At 67.8% G+C, this 17,512-nt stretch carries 21 protein-coding genes and 1 pseudogene; 13 read left to right on the forward strand and 9 right to left on the reverse strand.

The features are described from left to right. Positions 1-108 (forward strand): annotated as a pseudogene (locus Q7J26_RS01415) (response regulator); the annotation flags it as partial. A gap of 66 nt (positions 109-174) precedes the next feature. Here Q7J26_RS01415 and Q7J26_RS01420 read toward each other — a convergent pair. Then, on the reverse strand, positions 175-525 hold the full coding sequence (locus Q7J26_RS01420) for a hypothetical protein (protein WP_304934732.1): 351 nt from the start codon (positions 523-525) through the stop codon (positions 175-177). Positions 526-864: 339 nt separating this feature from the next. Between Q7J26_RS01420 and Q7J26_RS01425 the strand changes: the two genes are divergently transcribed. Continuing rightward, complete coding sequence (locus Q7J26_RS01425) at positions 865-1,893, forward strand: NADP-dependent oxidoreductase (RefSeq protein WP_304934733.1); 1,029 nt, start codon at positions 865-867, stop codon at positions 1,891-1,893. Between the two features lie 8 nt (positions 1,894-1,901). Beyond that, on the forward strand, positions 1,902-2,309 hold the full coding sequence (locus tag Q7J26_RS01430; protein ID WP_304934734.1) for an acyl dehydratase: 408 nt from the start codon (positions 1,902-1,904) through the stop codon (positions 2,307-2,309). 60 nt (positions 2,310-2,369) lie between these two features. On the opposite strand, the gene Q7J26_RS01435 is transcribed toward Q7J26_RS01430, so the two are convergent. Beyond that, entirely contained in the window at positions 2,370-3,146 is a 777-nt protein-coding gene (locus Q7J26_RS01435; protein WP_304934735.1) for a SapC family protein, read from the reverse strand. A 130-nt stretch (positions 3,147-3,276) separates the two neighbouring features. Between Q7J26_RS01435 and Q7J26_RS01440 the strand changes: the two genes are divergently transcribed. The 7 genes from Q7J26_RS01440 (at position 3,277) to Q7J26_RS01470 (ending at position 9,104) form a co-directional block, all read left to right on the forward strand. Continuing rightward, positions 3,277-3,771 (forward strand): Fur family transcriptional regulator, encoded by a 495-nt coding sequence (locus Q7J26_RS01440; protein ID WP_304934736.1) that lies wholly within the window; start codon positions 3,277-3,279, stop codon positions 3,769-3,771. Positions 3,772-3,788: 17 nt separating this feature from the next. Beyond that, the gene (locus tag Q7J26_RS01445; RefSeq protein ID WP_304934737.1) at positions 3,789-4,664 is read left to right on the forward strand and encodes an alpha/beta fold hydrolase; all 876 of its coding nucleotides are present in this window, start codon (positions 3,789-3,791) and stop codon (positions 4,662-4,664) included. Positions 4,665-4,801: 137 nt separating this feature from the next. Next, entirely contained in the window at positions 4,802-5,410 is a 609-nt protein-coding gene (locus Q7J26_RS01450) for a nicotinate-nucleotide adenylyltransferase (RefSeq protein ID WP_268865004.1), read from the forward strand. A gap of 133 nt (positions 5,411-5,543) precedes the next feature. Further along, a complete protein-coding gene (gene rsfS / locus Q7J26_RS01455; RefSeq protein WP_304934738.1) occupies positions 5,544-5,978 on the forward strand; it encodes a ribosome silencing factor in 435 nt (144 codons plus the stop codon). A 4-nt stretch (positions 5,979-5,982) separates the two neighbouring features. After that, complete coding sequence (rlmH, locus tag Q7J26_RS01460; RefSeq protein WP_135194509.1) at positions 5,983-6,447, forward strand: 23S rRNA (pseudouridine(1915)-N(3))-methyltransferase RlmH; 465 nt, start codon at positions 5,983-5,985, stop codon at positions 6,445-6,447. A gap of 1 nt (position 6,448) precedes the next feature. Then, the gene (locus tag Q7J26_RS01465) at positions 6,449-7,528 is read left to right on the forward strand and encodes a murein hydrolase activator EnvC (RefSeq protein ID WP_304934739.1); all 1,080 of its coding nucleotides are present in this window, start codon (positions 6,449-6,451) and stop codon (positions 7,526-7,528) included. A gap of 205 nt (positions 7,529-7,733) precedes the next feature. Continuing rightward, positions 7,734-9,104: a S41 family peptidase gene (locus Q7J26_RS01470; RefSeq protein WP_304934740.1), complete on the forward strand. Its 1,371-nt coding sequence runs from the start codon at positions 7,734-7,736 to the stop codon at positions 9,102-9,104. A 221-nt stretch (positions 9,105-9,325) separates the two neighbouring features. Here Q7J26_RS01470 and Q7J26_RS01475 read toward each other — a convergent pair whose 3' ends face one another. Further along, the gene (locus Q7J26_RS01475; protein WP_008258823.1) at positions 9,326-9,568 is read right to left on the reverse strand and encodes a GlsB/YeaQ/YmgE family stress response membrane protein; all 243 of its coding nucleotides are present in this window, start codon (positions 9,566-9,568) and stop codon (positions 9,326-9,328) included. Positions 9,569-9,759: 191 nt separating this feature from the next. Between Q7J26_RS01475 and Q7J26_RS01480 the strand changes: the two genes are divergently transcribed. Together Q7J26_RS01480 and hisN are read left to right on the forward strand one after the other, a co-directional pair. Continuing rightward, positions 9,760-10,140, forward strand: a complete 381-nt coding sequence (locus Q7J26_RS01480; RefSeq protein ID WP_304934741.1) for a helix-turn-helix domain-containing protein — start codon at positions 9,760-9,762, stop codon at positions 10,138-10,140. A gap of 66 nt (positions 10,141-10,206) precedes the next feature. After that, positions 10,207-10,992, forward strand: a complete 786-nt coding sequence (gene hisN / locus Q7J26_RS01485; protein ID WP_304934742.1) for a histidinol-phosphatase — start codon at positions 10,207-10,209, stop codon at positions 10,990-10,992. A 66-nt stretch (positions 10,993-11,058) separates the two neighbouring features. Here the strand turns inward: hisN and Q7J26_RS01490 are convergent, their stop codons facing one another. The 4 genes from Q7J26_RS01490 to Q7J26_RS01505 all read right to left on the reverse strand — a co-directional run bounded on the left by Q7J26_RS01490 (position 11,059) and on the right by Q7J26_RS01505 (position 14,973). Beyond that, positions 11,059-11,988 carry a hypothetical protein gene (locus tag Q7J26_RS01490; RefSeq protein ID WP_304934743.1) on the reverse strand — a complete coding sequence of 310 codons (930 nt, stop codon included), beginning with the start codon at positions 11,986-11,988 and terminating at the stop codon, positions 11,059-11,061. A 122-nt stretch (positions 11,989-12,110) separates the two neighbouring features. Further along, on the reverse strand, positions 12,111-13,163 hold the full coding sequence (locus tag Q7J26_RS01495; RefSeq protein WP_304934744.1) for an alpha/beta fold hydrolase: 1,053 nt from the start codon (positions 13,161-13,163) through the stop codon (positions 12,111-12,113). Then, positions 13,160-14,071 carry a class I SAM-dependent methyltransferase gene (locus Q7J26_RS01500; protein WP_304934745.1) on the reverse strand — a complete coding sequence of 304 codons (912 nt, stop codon included), beginning with the start codon at positions 14,069-14,071 and terminating at the stop codon, positions 13,160-13,162. The genes Q7J26_RS01495 and Q7J26_RS01500 overlap by 4 nt, the downstream gene beginning before the upstream one ends. 89 nt (positions 14,072-14,160) lie before the next feature. Continuing rightward, positions 14,161-14,973: a class I SAM-dependent methyltransferase gene (locus Q7J26_RS01505; protein WP_304934746.1), complete on the reverse strand. Its 813-nt coding sequence runs from the start codon at positions 14,971-14,973 to the stop codon at positions 14,161-14,163. A 256-nt stretch (positions 14,974-15,229) separates the two neighbouring features. Between Q7J26_RS01505 and Q7J26_RS01510 the strand changes: the two genes are divergently transcribed. Next, positions 15,230-15,697 (forward strand): Hsp20 family protein, encoded by a 468-nt coding sequence (locus Q7J26_RS01510; RefSeq protein ID WP_304934747.1) that lies wholly within the window; start codon positions 15,230-15,232, stop codon positions 15,695-15,697. Between the two features lie 45 nt (positions 15,698-15,742). On the opposite strand, the gene Q7J26_RS01515 is transcribed toward Q7J26_RS01510, so the two are convergent. Together Q7J26_RS01515 and Q7J26_RS01520 are read right to left on the reverse strand one after the other, a co-directional pair. Then, complete coding sequence (locus tag Q7J26_RS01515) at positions 15,743-16,219, reverse strand: RNA pyrophosphohydrolase (RefSeq protein WP_304934748.1); 477 nt, start codon at positions 16,217-16,219, stop codon at positions 15,743-15,745. Continuing rightward, positions 16,219-17,409 carry a divergent polysaccharide deacetylase family protein gene (locus Q7J26_RS01520; protein WP_304934776.1) on the reverse strand — a complete coding sequence of 397 codons (1,191 nt, stop codon included), beginning with the start codon at positions 17,407-17,409 and terminating at the stop codon, positions 16,219-16,221. Before Q7J26_RS01520 ends, Q7J26_RS01515 begins: the two co-directional genes overlap by 1 nt. Positions 17,410-17,512 lie beyond the last annotated feature (103 nt).

Genomic DNA, 17,512 nt, shown 5'->3' on the forward strand with positions numbered 1-17,512 from the left:
CCCGAGCCGACCTTCCTGATCACCAAGCCCTTCCAGCCGGAAACGGTGAAGGCGGCGATCAGCCAGGCCCTGTTCTTCCATCCCTCGCGTCATAAGCAAGCGGCGTAACCGCTCTTTCGACTTGAACGCCTTCAAGGCCCCGGTCGCTCAAGCGCCGGGGCCTTTTTCTGTTCGCTAGTTCGACGGCGCGGTCGGGGCGTTGACGTTCGGCGTCTCGCCTGTCGGGGCGGGCTGGGCCTCGCCTGCGGGGCCGGTGGAGGCGTCGGCGGCCGGCGGGGTCTGGGCGTCGCCCTGGAAGGCGCCGGCGTCCACAGCTTGGTCGCCGTCGTTGGCGTTGGTGTTCGCCATGCCGCCCTGGCTGAAAGCCCAGATGGCCAGCAGCAGCACGGCCGCTGCGCCGCCGGAGATGATCAGCAGCCACAGGATGCGCACGCCGGACCGGCCCTGGCGGGTGGACTGGGCGTCGACCGGTCGGCTGGGTCGATCCGCGTTTGTGATCTTCGTCTGCGGGTCTTGGTGGCTCATGCTCGGCCTCCCTTATTTGTTTTTCTGGTCGCGCCTCAACGCCGTGCCGGAGGCGACGTTCCGAGGAAGCCTGCGGCGAGCGAACCTTGTTCGTGCGAGGATGAAAAATTGCGCGCAACGACGGGAACCAGTCTGGGCGCCTGCCGTTATGGGCTTGCGGAGGCGGCGACGCCCCCCCGACTTGAGATTGGCGCAAGCCAATCTGTCGCCTCCGCGCCTCATTCTCGATGATGCCACTTGAAGGCGGCCCGCAGGGGCCGCCTTTTTCTTTTCGGGCCTCGACCGCCGGGGGCGGCAGGGTCAGGATGGGCGCAAAAGACAATTCCTGGAGAGAGACGCATGGCTATGAACGGCAAGACGAACCGCCAGTGGGTGCTGCGCCAGCGGCCCAAGGGGCTGATTCAAGCGGGCGACCTGGAACTGGTCGAAAGCCCGATCCCGGATCTGAAGGAGAGCGAGGTGCTGGTCCGCACCGTCTATCTGTCGCTGGACCCGACCAATCGCACCTGGATGAACGATTCCGAGGGCTATCTGCCGCCCGTGGGTCTGGGCGAGGTCATGCGCGGCCTGACCCTGGGCGTGGTCGAACACAGCCGGTCCGACCGGTTCAAGGTCGGGGACGTGGTCATGCCCGCCTCGGGCGGCTGGGCCGATTACGCCGTCGTGCCCGAGGGCGGTCTGCGTCCGGTCCACCGCGCCGCGGGCCTGCCGTTGACGGCCAACATGTCGGTCCTGGGCATGACTGGTCTGACCGCCTATTTCGGGATCACCGACGTGCTGAAGGCCAAGGCCGGCGAGACGATCGTGATCTCGGCTGCCGCCGGCGCCGTGGGCTCCATCGCCGGCCAGATCGCCAAACAGCGCGGCTGCCGGGTCATCGGCATCGCCGGGGGACCCGAGAAATGCGCCTGGCTGACCGATGAACTCGGCTTCGACGCCGCCGTCGATTACAAGAACGAGGATGTCGGCGCGGCCCTGGATCGGCTGGCGCCGGACGGGATCGATTTGAACTTCGAGAATGTGGGCGGCGATATCATGATCGCCGTCTTCAACCGGCTGAAGGTGCACGGCCGAATGGCGGTGTGCGGCCTGGTGTCGTCCTACAACGCCACCAAGGCGCCGCCGTCGCCGAACTTCGCCCGCATCATCACCCATCGTCTGAACGTCCAGGGCTTCCTGGTGCTGGACTACGCCCCGCGCGCCCGCGAGATGGTCGCCGAGATGGGGCCGTGGCTGGCCGAAGGGAAGGTGAAGTGGAAGGTCCACGTCGATGACGGGCTGGAAGGGGCGGTGGAATCGCTGAATCGCTTGTTCACCGGCGATCACGACGGCAAGCTGCTGGTTCGCGTCTCCGAAGAACCGGCCTGAGGATATCCATGAGCGACCCCCTGCTCGTCCATTACGAGGATCTTGAGACGGGACAGGTCGTGCCCCTGGGCGCCTGCGCGGTCGATCCGGCCGCGCTGGACGTCTTCGTCGAGCGGTTCTCGCCCGGCTGGGACGCCGCCTATGGTGCGCCGGACGCCATGGTCTACGCCCTGTGGAGCCGGCTGGCGACCGAGAAGGCGGGCGGCTGGGCCCAGACCAAGGTCCTGGCCGTCGATGGCCTGCGCTATATGCGTAATCCGCCGCCGGGCGAACTGCTGCGCGGCCGCATGACGGTGATGGGCAAGGATCCGGTCGGGGACGAGAAGGGCATCGTCATCGCCTCGCACGATCTGCTGGACGAGGGCGGACGGCTGGTCTTCTCCTGCCTGACCCGCGCCGTCTTTTCGCGCCGCTGAAACGCAGAACGCCCCGCCGGCGAACCGGCGGGGCGTTCCATTCCGATCAGACGGCGTGTCTTAGTTGACCGTGCCCGGGGCCTGGCGAAGGAAGGCCAGGGCGATCAGGCGGTCCCAGCCCAGCAGCGACACCAGGTGGGCGTAGATCTGGCCCAGGGCGCCGTTGTCGCGCAGCTCGGCCAGCTTCTCGGCCGGCAGGGCCTTCAGCTTGTCTTCCGACACGGCGTAATATTCCGCCAGCTTCTGCGGCGCGCCCGGCGTGCCGTCCGGGTTGCGCGGGGTGAAGACCGCTTCGCGCACGTCCAGCAGATCCAGGTCGTTGATCAGCTTGACGAAGGCCTCGGTGCGCTGACGCTCCTGCTCGAAGTTGTTGCAGAACTCCATCGCCATATTAGTGTAGTCGCTGGCTTGGCCGTTGACGAACAGCGGGTTCTGGCCGCCTTCCGTGACGATCTCCGCGCCGCGGTCGATGCACAGGATCAGGCGCTGGTTCTGCTTGTCGTCAGCGAAGACGAACGGATAGCGGCGCACATAAGCCGGGATATAGGCGTCGGGACGGAACTCGCCGTCGGCCGCCACGAACAGGTTCTCGCCCTGGCGCAGGCCCATGACCACGACCGGCTGGCGGTTCTCGCCGGTGAAGATCACCGGATAGGACAGGGCGGCGGCGGCGAATTCGGTCACCGTCAGCGGCACGACGTTGGTCTGGCCGACGAAGGCGTAGGGCTTGTCCGCCGGATTGACGCCCAGCGCGCCGTGCAGGCCCGGATCCAGCGGCTCGGGGTTCTTGTAGAAGAGGACATTGCCCTCGAGCGGCGAGTTGGTCGTGTCGGTCATGAGAAGCCAGGCGCTCTGGAGTGGAAACGAGGCGGGCCTTCTAGCCCAAGCGCGTCCCAGCGGCAAACGGGGGCGACGCTTGGCGGCCTCTCATGTTGCGGCCAGGCCGCTCAGCCATTAGCTGTGGCGCATGACCTCCACCTGCGACCACGATCACGATCATGCGGGCCTGCACGGCGCGGCCCTGATCCGGGCGCTGGAGGGGGCGGAATCGCGCATGACGGCGGCGGGCGAGCGGATGACCCCGCCGCGTCGGCGTGTGCTGTCCCTGCTGCTGGAGACCGGCGAGCCGGTGAAGGCCTACGACCTGATCGCCCGCTTCGGCGAGGACGGCCAGGCCGCCAAGCCGCCGACCGTCTATCGCGCCCTGGAGTTTCTGGAACGCCAGGGCATGGCCCACCGCATCGCCTCCATCAGCGCCTATGTCGCCTGCGCCGGACATGAAGGAGACACCGCCCCCCATGCGGCGGCCTTCCTGATCTGCGACTGCTGCGGCGCGACACGCGAGATCAACGGGCCGGACAAGGGCGCCATGGACGCCGCCGCCGCCGCCGCCGGCTACGTCATCGCCCGCACCACCATAGAGGCGCACGGACTCTGCGCCGCCTGCCGCCAGGCCGCATGATCATGGACGCCGCGCTGATGTCCCCGCCCCGCCGACTCAGCGTTCCGATCAACAACCATTGGGGCGCTGGCCAGATGTCCGTGATGGACTTCGGCGATCCGAAGCGGCCCGTGGACCTGATCTTCTCCCACGCCAACGGCTTCAACGCCGCCACCTATCGCAGCCTGTTGTCGCCCCTGTCGGCCAGTCTGCGGATATGGGCGCCCGACCTGCGCGGCCACGGCGGGTCGGACCTGCCGGTGTTCGCCCGGCCCAAGGCCAGCTGGCTGGATCACCGCGACGATATCCTGGCCCTGGTCGAGGCTATCGACGGGCCGCCGGTGGTCCTGGCCGGCCATTCGATGGGGGGAACCGCCTCGCTGCTGGCGGCGGCCGAACGGCCGGATCGGGTGTCGAGCCTGGTCCTGTTCGATCCGGTGATCTGGCGGCGCGCAGCGGTCTTCGCCTTCAACCTGCCCTTCGCCCATCGGCTGATGAAGGACATCCCCATCGCCAAGGCCACCCGCCGCCGGCGCCCGGTGTTCGACAGCCGCGAACAGGCCATGGCCGCCTATCGCGGACGCGGCGCCTTCAAGGGGTGGCCCGACCGGGTGCTGGCCGATTATCTGTCCGAAGGCCTGATCGAGACCGCAGAAGGCCTGACGCTGACCGCCACCCCGGCCTGGGAGGCCGCCAACTACGCCGCCCAGGCGCATGATCCCTGGCGGGCCCTGCGCCGCTATCCGGGGCCGGTCCATATTCTGAAGGCCGAACACGGCGCCCTGACCCATGTGCCGATCGCGCCGCGCGGCCTGCCCAACGTGACGGTCGAGGTGGTTCACGGCGGCGGCCACCTGTTTCCCATGACCCATGCCGACGTCGCCCGCGACGCCCTGTTCGAGGCGGCGGTCTGAGGGCGGACGATTAATCGGGGGACAGGCGCCGAGCCCCATGATAAGGGCGCCGCTGAGCATAACTCCCCGAGACGCCCCGCTTGTCCTTCTTTCACGCCGGTCCCGCGCCCAAAGGCGCCGGCCCCCGATCCGGGGGGTTGCGTGACGGTTTGATCCTGACGCCGGGCATGAAGGTCGGGCTGTTCGGCGGCTCCTTCAATCCGGCCCATGACGGTCACGCCCATGTGGCCGAGACGGCGATGCGCCGCCTGGGCCTGGATCGGGTCGTCTGGCTGGTCTCGCCGCAGAACCCGCTGAAGGACGCCCGCCACAGCGCGCCCCTGGCCGAACGCATGGCCTCGGCGCGCGAACACGCCCGCGGTCCGTCGATGATCATTTCGGATTTCGAGACCCGCACCGGCGTGGCCTGGACCGTCGACACCTTGCGCCTGCTGGTCGCGCGGCATCCCGGCGTACATTTCGTCTGGCTGATGGGGTCGGACAATCTGGCCAGCTTCCATCGCTGGCGGGGCTGGACCGACATCATGCGGCTGATGCCGGTTGCGGTGATCGCCCGGCCCGGATCCCTGCTGGACAGCCGCACCGCCCCGGCGGCCGCGCGGTTCGCGACCTTCCGCGTTCCGGCCGAGCAGGCGGGCCTGTTGCCGACCCTGTCGGCGCCCGCCTGGACCTATCTGACGGCGCCGCTGAACCCCCTGTCCTCGACCGCGATCCGCACCGGGACCGGACGACGCGCGGCCTCGTGATCGGGGCGCCGGTTCACGGACGGGCCCATCCGTGCTAGAGGGCTGCTTTAGTCAATGCTCCTGGAGCCCTCCGCTGACCCCCTCGCCCGCGTATGATACGCAAGACGCCGCCGTTTCGAACACGGCGCACGAGATGGATGCCATAGAACCTCTGCATTCCGAAGACGGCTTTGAATCCGACGGCGCGCCCAGCGCCTTCGGCGATTCTGCGCCGCGCCCGATCGGCTCGACCCCGCTTGAAGAAGCCATTCTGAGCCGCCTCGACGAGGACAAGGCCCAGGAGATGGTCCTGATCGACCTCAAGGGCAAAAGCGCCATGGCCGACACCATGATCGTGGCGTCCGGCCGTTCGCACCGCCACGTCGGCGCCATCGCCGACCACCTGCTGCGCACGCTGAAGGAAAACGGTCTGGGCAAGGCCAAGGTCGAGGGCCTGCCGCATTGCGACTGGGTCCTGATCGACGCCGGCGACGTGATCGTCCACCTGTTCCGCCCGGAAGTGCGCACCTTCTACAATATCGAGAAGATCTGGGCCGTCGATTCCGCCCACCGCATGGTCCGCGACTGAGACCATGAAGCTGAGTATCGTCGCCATCGGCCGACCGGGCCGGGGGCCTGAGGCGACGCTCGCCGACGATTACGCCAAGCGCGCCACCCTGTCGGGACGCGCGCTTGGCCTCGGCCCCCTCGAACTGATCGATCTGGAAGCCCGCAAGCCGGGCAAGGCGCCGGAGGCCGAGCTGATCCTGGCCGCCGCGGAAGGGTCGCACCTGATCGCCTGCGACGAACGGGGAAGGACCTATTCCTCGCGCGCCTTCGCCGACCATATCGCCAAGCTGCGCGACCAGGGCGAACGCCGCCTGGTCTTCGCCATCGGCGGGGCGGACGGGCTGGACGAGAGCGTGCGCGCGGCCGCGTCATCGACCCTGGCCTTCGGGCCCCAGACCTGGCCCCACGCCCTGGCCCGCGCCATGCTGGCCGAACAACTGTATCGGGCCGTGACCATCCTGGCCGGATCACCCTATCATCGCGACTGACATGGGTCGCGCCACCACACTCTCTCTCGCTCTGCTGACGGGTCTCGTGCTCGCCGCGCCCGCCGTGGGCCGGCAGGCGCCGGAAAGCGAGCTGGCCCGCACCCAGGCCGAATACCGCGACGAGGCCGTGCGGGCGCGCCGTCTCCGCGCCGACGCCGACGCGGCCAAGTCCGAACTGGCTCAGCTTGAGCGTCGTCTGGCGGCCTTGCGCGTCGACGAACGGACCGACGACCGCCAGATCGACGACCAGCGCGCCCGCCTGCGCCAGCTCAGCGAACGCGAGGCTGAACTGGTCACGGACCTGGCCCGGGAGCGCGGGGCCCAGGGCCGGCTGCTCAGCGCCCTGCAGATGATGAGCCGCCGCCCGCCGCCGCCCCTGCTGATCCCGGCGGACAAGGCGGTGGACACGGTGCGCGCCTCCATCCTGCTGCGGGCCATGACGCCCGACCTGGAAAAACGCGCCGCGGCCCTGGGCGACCGCCAGGCCGAGATCATGCGAATCCGCCGTCTGGCGGTCCTGTCGTCCGAGCGGCTGCTGACCACCGAAAGCGCCCAGGGCGACCGCCGCGCCGAGATCGAGGGGCTGACGGCGCGCAAGACCGCCCTGACCGCCGTCCTGAACGCCGAGGCCCGCACCGCCGAGCGCGCGGCCCGCGTGCTGGAGAACCGTATCCGCGAACTGGGCGGCGACGTCCCCGCCGCCGCTACGGCCGAGGCGGCCCCAGCGCGCCTGCCCGCCGGCCGCAACCGCCTCAGTTCGCCCGTCCAGGGCGCGCCCAGCCAGACCTGGGGGGCAGGGACCTCGGGGTGGCGCTGGCGAGCCGACCGCGCGGACGTGACCGCCCCCGCCGACGCCAAGGTGGCCTATGCCGGTCCCCTGACCGGCTGGGGCCAGGTGGTGATCCTGGACCTCGGCCCCGGCTGGCGCGCCGTCATCGCCGGTCTGGAGAGCGTGGACGTGGCGGCCGACGCCCGCGTTTCCGACGGCCAGGCCCTGGGACGCAGCGGCCCCGACGGCGACGTCTATTTCGAACTGCGGCGCGAGGAACGGCCCATCGATCCCGGCCCCTGGCTGAAATAGACCCCGACAGGCGTCATTTTCGACCTCTTGTCTCTGACGGCGAGTTGGGAGGCGGTGAAATGGCTGAGATGCGATAAGGCCTTGCTTTCCAACCTGACGCTGATTTTATCGGCGTGACGCCGCGCCGCCACGATTTCGTCGTGTCTGCGGGGCCTTACCCTTGCAACGGGCGCCTTTGATGATCGGCCCGACCGAAAGAGACCGAATGCGTAAACTGCTCCTCGTCGGCTGCGCCGCCCTGGTTCTCGGCGGCTCGGCCGCCGTCGCCACCAGCCAGACGCCCCGCAACGAAACCTTCCGCATGCTGGAGCTGTTCGGCGACGTGGTCGGCATCGTCGAGCAGGCCTATGTCGTCCCCGTCGACAACAAGAAGCTGATCGAGGCGGCCCTGGCCGGCATGATGACGGCGCTGGATCCGCATTCCAACTATCTGCCGCCGTCCAACTATGACGAGCTGCGCGAACGGACCGAGGGCCAGTACTCGGGCGTCGGCCTGACCATCACCTCCGAGGGCGGCCTGGTGAAGGTCATCTCGCCGATGGACGAAAGCCCCGCCGCCAAGGCCGGCGTCCAGGCCGGCGACGTGATCAGCTCGATCGAGGGCCAGAACGCTTCCGGCCTGACGGTCAGCCAGGTGTCCGAGAAACTGCGCGGATCGGTCGGCACCAGCGTGCGCGTCACCTTCCTGCGTGACGGCGAGGACCCGCTCGAGGTCGTCCTGACCCGCGAGATCATCAAGGTTCAGTCGGTCACGGGCCGGGTCGAGGGCGATTTCGGCTATCTGCGCGTCTCGACCTTCAACGAAAACACCGGCCGCGAACTGACCGAGGCCATCGCCAAGATCAAGGCCGAGAAGCCCGGCGTGAAGGGCTATGTCCTGGACCTGCGCAACAACGGCGGCGGCCTGCTGAACGCCGCCATCGACGGGGCCGACGCCTTCCTGGAGCGCGGCGAGATCGTCAGCCAGCGCGGCCGCCAACCCGAGCAGATCCAGCGCTATTCGGCCAAGCCGGGCGACCTGACCGGCGGCCTGCCGGTGGTGGTCCTGGTAAACTACGGCTCGGCCTCGGCGTCAGAGATCGTCGCCGGCGCCCTGAAGGATCACCAGCGCGCCACCGTCGTCGGCCTGACCAGCTTCGGCAAGGGGTCGGTCCAGACCGTGATCCCGCTGCGCCAGGGCCAGGACGGCGCCCTGTCGATCACCACGGCCCGCTACTACACCCCGTCCGGCGCCTCGATCCAGAAGATCGGCATCGAGCCGGATCTGGAGGTCGCCCGATCCGAGGCCGAGGCCCGCATCGTCTCGCGTTCCAGCTTCATCTATTCCGAAGCCGCCTACGCCACCGCTCTGGACTCCTCCATCGGCGCCGAACGCAAGGGCCCGCACACGCCGCGCGAAGCCCCGGGCGAAGGCTTCGACAAGGAAAAGGACTACCAGCTGCAACGCGCCCTGGACGTCCTGCGCGCCGGCGGCGACCTGTCGAAACTGTCCGCCCCGCCCGAGAATATCGTCGTCACGGAGCCGGGCTCCGAGCCGAAGGCGGAAGAAACCCCGGCCGAGACGCCCGAGGACTGAACTTCGGCACATAGGCTGCAATCCCCTCCCGCAAGGGTCGCTACGGCGGTCCGCGCGTAGGGAGATTGTCGTGTCGATTTCGTTGATTAGCGGGCGGCGTCCTGATCGCCGCGCAAGGCGACTGGCGCCAGCCCTCCGCATCGCACAGATCTGATTGAAACATACAAAAAGGGCGGCTCTCGCGAGCCGCCCTTTCGTTCGTTCTCAGTCCAGAGGACCGATCAAGCGCGACGCTTGACCAGACCCAGAAGGAACAGAAGGATGATGGCGCCGATGGTGGCGACGATGGTCGAACCGATCCAACCGCCCCAGGCGAAGCCCAGTGCATTGGCGACGAAGCCGCCGATCAGGGCGCCGATGACGCCGACGATCAGATTGGTGATCAGGCCGTGGTTACGACCCATGATCTGTTCCGCGAGCCAGCCCGCGACGATGCCGATGATGATCCAGGCGATAATGCCCATGGTGTAGGTTCCTTCCTGTGAAGCCAAGCTGGGGAGTAAATGCACCCGACCGGATTGGGTTGCGATCAGGACGTTCGGAGTTCGAAGAACCGCAAAACTCGCCCCTGACGCGACCTGCGGCACGCGGATTGCGGCGTGGCGGGCGAACCGTCCCGTGTCGGGACAGGTCTTCAGATGAGGCATTGAGGGTCATGGCCACCGACATCGATCTCCACCTGGGCCGCCGCCTGCGTCGCCGTCGCCGCCTGCTGGGCCTGACGCAGCAGCAATTGGCCGTTCAGGTCGGCATCCGCTTCCAGCAGATCCAGAAATACGAATGCGGCGCCAACCGCATCTCGGCCGCCCGTCTATGGCAACTGGCTGAAGCGCTGGAGACGCCCGTCAGCTATTTCTACGATGGCGTGACCGAGGCGCTGGAGCGTAAGGACGCCGCGGCGCCGGCCGGCGAAATGTTCTCCCGCAAGGAGACCCTGGATCTGATCCAGGCCTATTATCAGCTCGGCGAACGTCCGCGCCGACGCCTGCTGGACCTGGCCAAGTCCCTGCACGACGTCAACGACGCGGTCGCCTGAACTTATCGCGGCGCAGGCGTCGCGGCCGGGGTTCTCGGAACGGGGCGATCCGCGCTAAGAGCGCCCATGACCGAATTCGAATCCTTCGCGGTAGAGCTGGCGCACGAAGCCGCGCGTGTCACCCTGCCCTTCTTCCGCTCGGACATCGGGCATGAGGACAAGGGCGGGGCGGCGGGTTTCGACCCCGTGACCGAGGCCGACAAACAGGCCGAGGCCGCCATCCGCCGCCTGATTTCCGCCCGCTATCCCGACCACGGCGTCATCGGCGAGGAGTACGGCGAGGACCGGCCCGAGGCCGAACACGTCTGGGTGCTGGATCCCATCGACGGCACGCGGGCCTTCATCTCGGGCCTGCCGCTGTGGACCACCCTGATCGCCTTGCGCACGGGCGGCAAGCCGACCGTCGGCGTCATCGCCCAGCCCTATCTGGACGAAATCTTTCTCGGCGGCCCGTCCGGCGCCCGCCTGTTGCGCGGCGCGGCCGAGCGGCCCCTGGCCGTGCGAGCCTGCGAACACCTGACGGACGCGGTCATCTCGACCACCGACCCCGACATCTTCAACGGCGCGGAACGTGGCGCCTGGACCCAGGTCCGCGCCGCCGCCCGCCTGGCCCGCCTGGGCTGCGACGCCTACGCCTACGCCATGGTGGCGGCGGGCCAGATGGACCTGGTGGCCGAGGCCAGCCTGAAATCCTGGGACTGGTCCGCCCTGGTCCCGGTGATCGAGGCCGCCGGCGGCCGGGTGGTCAACTGGCGCGGGGAGGCGCCGGACGGCAGCGGGCAGATCTTGGCGGTGGGGGACGAACGGCTGATCGATCAGGCGCTGGTGACGTTGAAGCGGGCGGCGGGATAATTTAGGCCCGCCAAAGGCTAATTTACCAGCCCGGCAGTCGGAACTGCTGACGTTTCCAGCGTCGTGTCAAAGCCTAAACTGGATGCGGTGCAGGTTTACCAGTTTCCGGTTCTCTTTCTGCAGATGGGCAACAACGCTGCCCAGTTCCGAGCCTAAGTGGCGCCGATCGACCACTTCACCATTTCGAAGGTGTTCAGCTTCAATGCCCATGAGCGTGGCGTTGCCGTCGAGGTCAATGAACGGCTGAACCATGCTTTCGACCGTCAAGTTCAGCGCTTCTATAAGGCCGCTCCTTTGGAGCATCTGCCGTAGGACAACGAGGATGTCTCCCATGCACATGACGTAATGGCGCACAAAAAGGGTGAGATCGATGCCCTCGGGTAGGGCAGGATCAACCTCCCGCATCTCCTCGTACTCGGCAGCCAAGTTACGAAAGCGAGGAAACGCCTTCAACAAATGAGGCTTCACACTTGGCTTAAAGGTGTGCACACGCGTGGCCTTGACCTCGTCATTGTGCCCCAGCCAATTGGCTCCGTAACTGATCCCCGTGACTGGGAAATGTTCATGTTGGCTATGATTTCGCAACTCCTCCATAAAGCGATAGGGGAAGGATTGCTCCGCGACCTTAGCCTTTTCATCACGAAACTCCTTGAGCGCCTTCCTGCCTAAGAGCTTTGGGACGACATTGTCTGCGATATCGCGGAAAAGGCGAGCGCTGCTTAGTAGATTGGCCGTGACCCGGCTCATATGTCGCCGGTCTTGGTTGAAGGCTTCTGAGGAGATACGCCGCCTCACTTCCTCCTCGATAAGTATGCCCGCAACGGCCCGTTCGTATTCCATGTAGTTGCTAATGAGGATGTCATATGCCTCCTCAATGTCGATCACGCGTCCAAGACCATCTACGGCACGAACGACCTCGTGAAACTCGCGTGCGGTAATCTCCAATCTAGCGCGACTACTGAGGGTGTGCCGGACGACGCGGTATTGGTCAGTCATCACCGGTTCCAACGTGGTAATATCTCCACCCGAGAGACAAAGTTCGAGCTATCCACGATGGATGGGTTCGCGAAATGCTTCAATGATGAAGCGCGACATCTGCCCGAAGCCCCTTCCTACCGCTAGGCCACCGACGGCGTCTGTTCCGTCACGTCCTCGATCCTGGCCGACGGATCGACGGCCGACAGGTCCTGGATCGGCGAGACGTAGTCGGCCATGGCGTCGAATTCGTCCAGGAAGACGGCGCGCTTGTCGTCGGCTTCCATGATGACTTCGTGCAGGGCGCCGGGGACCTCGACATAGCGGCCGCGGCCTAGGCGTTTGGCGGCCCAGCGGTTGGTCTGTTTCCACACCACGTCGTCATTGTCGGCCTGGACGACGGCGACCGGGATCTTGACCATCTTCAGGGCCTTGGGCTTCAGCGCCCGCTCGCCGGCGTCCAGGGCGAAGGCCAGCCAGCCGTAGGTGGGGCCGCCGATGGCCAGGTGGGGGCAGGCGTACAGCTGCTGGCGCCACATCTCGTAACGGGTCTCGTCCGAGGTCAGGGCGTCTTCGGCGAAGGTGTGGTCGAACGGATCGTCCGGGTCGCCCAGGATATAGTCGCCCGCGTGGCCGTGACGGATGTTCCAGCGCACCGCCAGCTTGACCGACCACATCGAGCGTTTGCCGGTCTTGATGCGCAGCATGGGGCTGGACAGGACCGCGCCCGAGAACCGGCTCTCGCCGGCTTCCAGCGACAACAGGTTCAGGCAGGCGCCCATCGAATGGCCGACCATGATCCAGGGCTTGGGGCACTGGTCCTCGAAGGCGTCCAGCAGGCGGCCGTAATCGTCCAGAAACTCTTCCACCGCGCGGGCGTGGCCCTTGAGACGGTCGGGCAGGAGGCGGGCCGACAAGCCCTGGCCGCGCCAGTCGTGGGCCAGGACGCACCAGCCGCGCGCCAGGAAATTGCCGATGACCTCGAAATATTTCTCGATGGGTTCGGTGCGGCCGGGGCTGAGCACCACCGTGCCGCGCGGCTTTTCGGCCGTCAGGTGCGACGGCGTCCACAGGGCGGCGCGCAGCCGCATGCCGCCGGCCCCACGGTACCAGTCGCCCTTGCCGCCCGGCGGCGAGGATGCGCCCGGAACCCCCATCAGGGGGGCGTTGGCGGCGAAGGCTTGGGCGCGGTTCACTCGGGCTTCCTGAATTTCAAGGTCATGCGGTCGCTCTCGCCGATCTCTTCGTACTTGGATCGATCAAAGGCGGGGTCGGCGGGTTCGCCGCGAGGGGCGGTCAGGCGGGTCGGCGGCAGGGTGTCGACGCCGAACGGATGGTCCTTGGTGTCCTTCTCGTTGGCGTTGACCTCGGAGGCGGCGACGAAGACGAAGCCGGCCTCTGCCGCCAGCTGACGCACGAAGGCCTCCTGGACATAGCCGTTGGCGGCCACCGGATCCTGGTCCTCTTCCGGCGCCAGACGGTGTTGCTCCACGCCCAGGACGCCGCCGGGCTTCAGGGCGGCGAAGGCGTCGGAGAAGGCCTTTTCGGCGATCCCGGCGGCCATCCAGCCGTGCAGGGTGCGCATGAACAGGCACAGGTCGGCCGTGCCCGCGGGGGCCACCGGGCCGGAGCCCGCGCCGAAGAAGGTGAACTGGGGTTCGCCATACAGTTTCTTGTCGGCGCTGAACCGGGTCTGGAAGGCGGCGTTCAGGGCGGCCTGAGCCGGGTCGGCGGTGGGTCCCTGCGGGAAAAGGGCGGCGATATAGACGCCCTCGCCCCGCGCCAGATAGGGGGCCAGGATTTCCGTGTACCAGCCGCTGCCGGGCCAGAATTCCACCACGGTCATGCGCGGCTGCAGCCCCAGGAACCGCAGGGTCTCCATCGGGTGACGGAAGGCGTCGCGGGGACGGTCCTGGGCGCGCCAGGGGCCGGCGACGGCCCATTCCAGCGACCCTTCGGGCGGACCGGCGGGCGCAGGCGGCGCCTCGGGGGCGGCTTCCTTCTTGCGTCCACAGGCGGCCAAGGCGGTCAGGGCCAGCCCGGCGGCGCCGGACAACAGCCACCGTCGCGACAGAGCGCCGGAAATCGCAGAAAGATCAGCCATCAAAACACCCCCTCGGAACGCCGGGCCCCGCGTCCGGCAAACCTTGGTCGAACGGGCTTACTCACGTTCGCGGCGCGGGTCAAAAGGGACTATTCGGGCTTGCGGAACCGCAGGGTCATGCGGTCACTCTCGCCGATTGCATCGAAGGCCGCGCGCTGGTCCGGGGTCAGGGCGCCCGAGCCGTCGCGGGCCTGGGACTGGCGCACCGGGGGCAGGGTCCAGACGCCGAACGGGTGGTCGTGGTCGTCCTTGGAATTGGCGTTCAGTTCGCTGCGCGCCTCAAGCACGAAGCCGGCGTTCTGGGCCTCGTGGATCACATAGCTTTCAGGCACATAGCCGGTCGAGGCGACGTCGGCGACGTTCAGCCCCTCGGCGCTGCGGTGCTGCTCCACGGCCAGGACCCCGCCAGGCTTCAGGGCGGCGTAGAAGGCCTTCAGATAGGGCTGGGTGCGGCCGTCGCGTGACCAGTTGTGGAAGGCGCGGGCCACCAGGATGAAGTCAGCCGAGCCGGCCTCGACCCCCATGCTCTCCAGCGGACGGTTGACGCCGACATAACGGCCGCCGGTCGCCGCGGCATAGGGCTCCAGAATATGCCGCCACCAGCTGGCGCCGCCCGGTTCGATCTCGACCACGGTCATGCCCGGCGTCAGGCCCCAGAAGGTCAGGGCCTCATAGGGGTGACGGGCGGCGTCGCGGGCGCGGTCGGCGGCCGGACGGGTCTCGGCGGCGACGGCGGCCTTCAGGGCCGTGTCCTCCTCGAAGGTCGGCATTGCGCTGGACAGGGCCGAGCGCGGCGGCGTCCAGGCGCCGTCCGTTTGGGGTGACGGCTGGGATTGGGCGGTCGCCGTCGTCACGGCGACGGTCGACAGCAGGGCGGCGAGGCCGAAGGCGGCGAGACGCATGGGGTGTTCCTTCATCAGGGGTGATCTTCATTACGGGGCGCAGCGGCCGGCGCAAATGACGATCATGAGACGCGGGGATTGGTCGCGCATGGCCGCCCCCTTGACGCCGGTTCGCTGCATCCCATTTCATCTCTCGAGAGCGCCGGTTCCGGGCTCTCCAGACCGACGGCGCCGATTTCGGGTCGCCGGGCTGAACCCCAACCGTCCGGGCAAACCGCCGGGCGGCTCAACCTTGCTGATCCTCAGGAGGATGCTGATGCGTACCTATGATTTCACCCCGCTGTACCGTTCGGCCGTCGGTTTCGACCGTCTGGCCAACCTGCTGGAAACCGCCGCGCGGACCAGCCAGGACGGCGGCTATCCGCCCTATAATATCGAGACCACGGGCGAGAACGCCTATCGCATCGAGATCGCCGTCGCCGGATTTTCTCCCGACGAGCTGAATATCGAAGTGAAGGAAAACCTGCTGACCGTCACCGGGCGCAAGACCGCCAACGACGACGCCGAGGCGCAGAAGACCTATCTGCACCGCGGCCTCGCCGAGCGCGATTTCGAGCGCCGCTTCCAGCTGGCCGACTATGTGGTCGTGAGCGAGGCCAATCTGGTCAACGGCCTGCTGTCGATTTCGCTGAAGCGCGAACTGCCCGAGGCGCTGAAGCCCCGCCGCATCGAGATCGGCGGCGCCCAGCCCCTCATCGAAGGTAAGACCGACAAGGCGGCCTGATCGGTCTCTTTGAACTGGAAAGGGCGGCGTTCGCGCCGCCCTTTTTTATGCCGCCAAGTGCGCGAAGGCGGCGACCACCTGTTCATAGGCCGGGCGTTTGAACGGCACGATCAGGTCGCAGGCCTCGGACAGGGGGCCCCAGCGCCAGGCGTCGAACTCGATCTCGTCGTCGGCCGCCAGGTCGATCTCGGTCTCCTCGCCCGTAAAGCGGAAGGCGAACCACTGCTGGCGCTGGCCGACGAAGCCGCGCCAGGCCTTGGGGTTGTTCATCGCCTCGGGCGGGAAGTCGTACAGAATCCAGTCGTCGGTCCGCGCCAGGAACTCGACCGAGACGACCCCGGTCTCCTCGCGCAGTTCGCGCAGGGCGGCGGCCATAAGATCCTCGCCGTCGTCCACGCCGCCTTGCGGAAACTGCCAGTTATGCGGGCCGGGCGTGGCGTGGCGGCGGCCGTACCAGACCTGACCCTGAGCGTTGAACAGCACGACCCCGACATTGGGGCGGTACAGACTGAGGTCGGTCATTACCGGCCGGGCCGCAGGGTCATGGCCGAGGCGGGCGCCAGTTGCAGGCCGCGCTGTTCCAGACCGGCGGTCCAGCGGGCGGCGGCCTCGACCGTCACCGGATAGGAGAAGCCGGTCCCCAGGGCCGAGCCGCGCAGCTTGGCCTGGGCTTCCAGACTGTTCAGGGCGGCGATGATGGCGGCGGGCGACTGGGTCTGGTCGATCACCTTGTCGGCGCTGGCGCGGGCCCAGGCGCCGGGACGACGCTGGAACGAGCCGTCGTCCAGGAAGGCGACGCCGCGCTGACGCAGGGTCGAGAGGAAGGCGTTCATCCCCGTGTCCGAAGTCGCGAACCGGTCGCCCAGATAGTTGGTCACGCCGAAATAGCCGACAGCGCGGCCCAGCAGCCAGTCCATCTTGGCCTGGACGTCGTCCGGGGTTCCGCTGGCCAGCAGGGTGTAGGGGCCGGGGTCGTTGTCGGGATAGCCGGTCGGCTCCATCGGCATTTCCAGCATGACCTCGTGGCCCTGGGCGCGGGCCTGGTCGATCCAGGACTGAAGATTGTCGGCATAGGGGACGAAGCTGAGCGTCACCTCGGGCGGCAGGCGTTCGATGGCCGCGCGGGTGGTCACGGCGTTCAGACCCAGGCCGCCGACGATCAGGGCCACACGCGGCTTGCCGTTCGAGCGGAAGGGCCGAGCATAGGCCTGGGCCGGGACGCGGCCGTCGGGCGCGATCATCGGCAGGGGGCCGCTGGGGCCGGGTTGCGACAGGCCGGCGATCGGGGCCTTGGGCAGCGGAGACGCCGCCTGGACGGGGGCGGTGTAGCTGGCTCCGCCCGCAACCGTGGCGCCGTCCGGCAGGGTGATCACGGCTTCGCCGCCTGCAGCGCCGGAGGGATCGCCGGTTCCGGTCAAATCCTGATACAGGCCCATGGCCCCCATGGAGAAGGCCTCGAACCCGGTCGGGGCCGGGGCGGGCGCCGCCTCTTCGCGGTGCAGGGCGACCCGGGCCGAGGGCGTGCCCGCATGGGGATCGCCCAGGACGGTCAGGAACAGGGCGCCGGTGGACAGCAGGAACAGGCCGGCCAGGCCGGCGATCACCGGCGGCTTCTTCAGCGCGGCGACGACGGGCTTCAGGCTCGGCTTTCCACGCGCTGCGGGCGGAGACCCAGCGGCGGCGGCGAGAGCGGACTGGCGTTTGGCGAACATGGACACGGGGCGGAATCCTTCAAACCCATCCTCGCATCACGCCGGTTAAGAAAGCCTAACGGCCGTTCACCATGAACGCGCCTATCCGCCGTTGTCATGGATC

The organism is Brevundimonas sp. (genome assembly GCF_030656255.1).
Lineage (GTDB): Bacteria > Pseudomonadota > Alphaproteobacteria > Caulobacterales > Caulobacteraceae > Brevundimonas.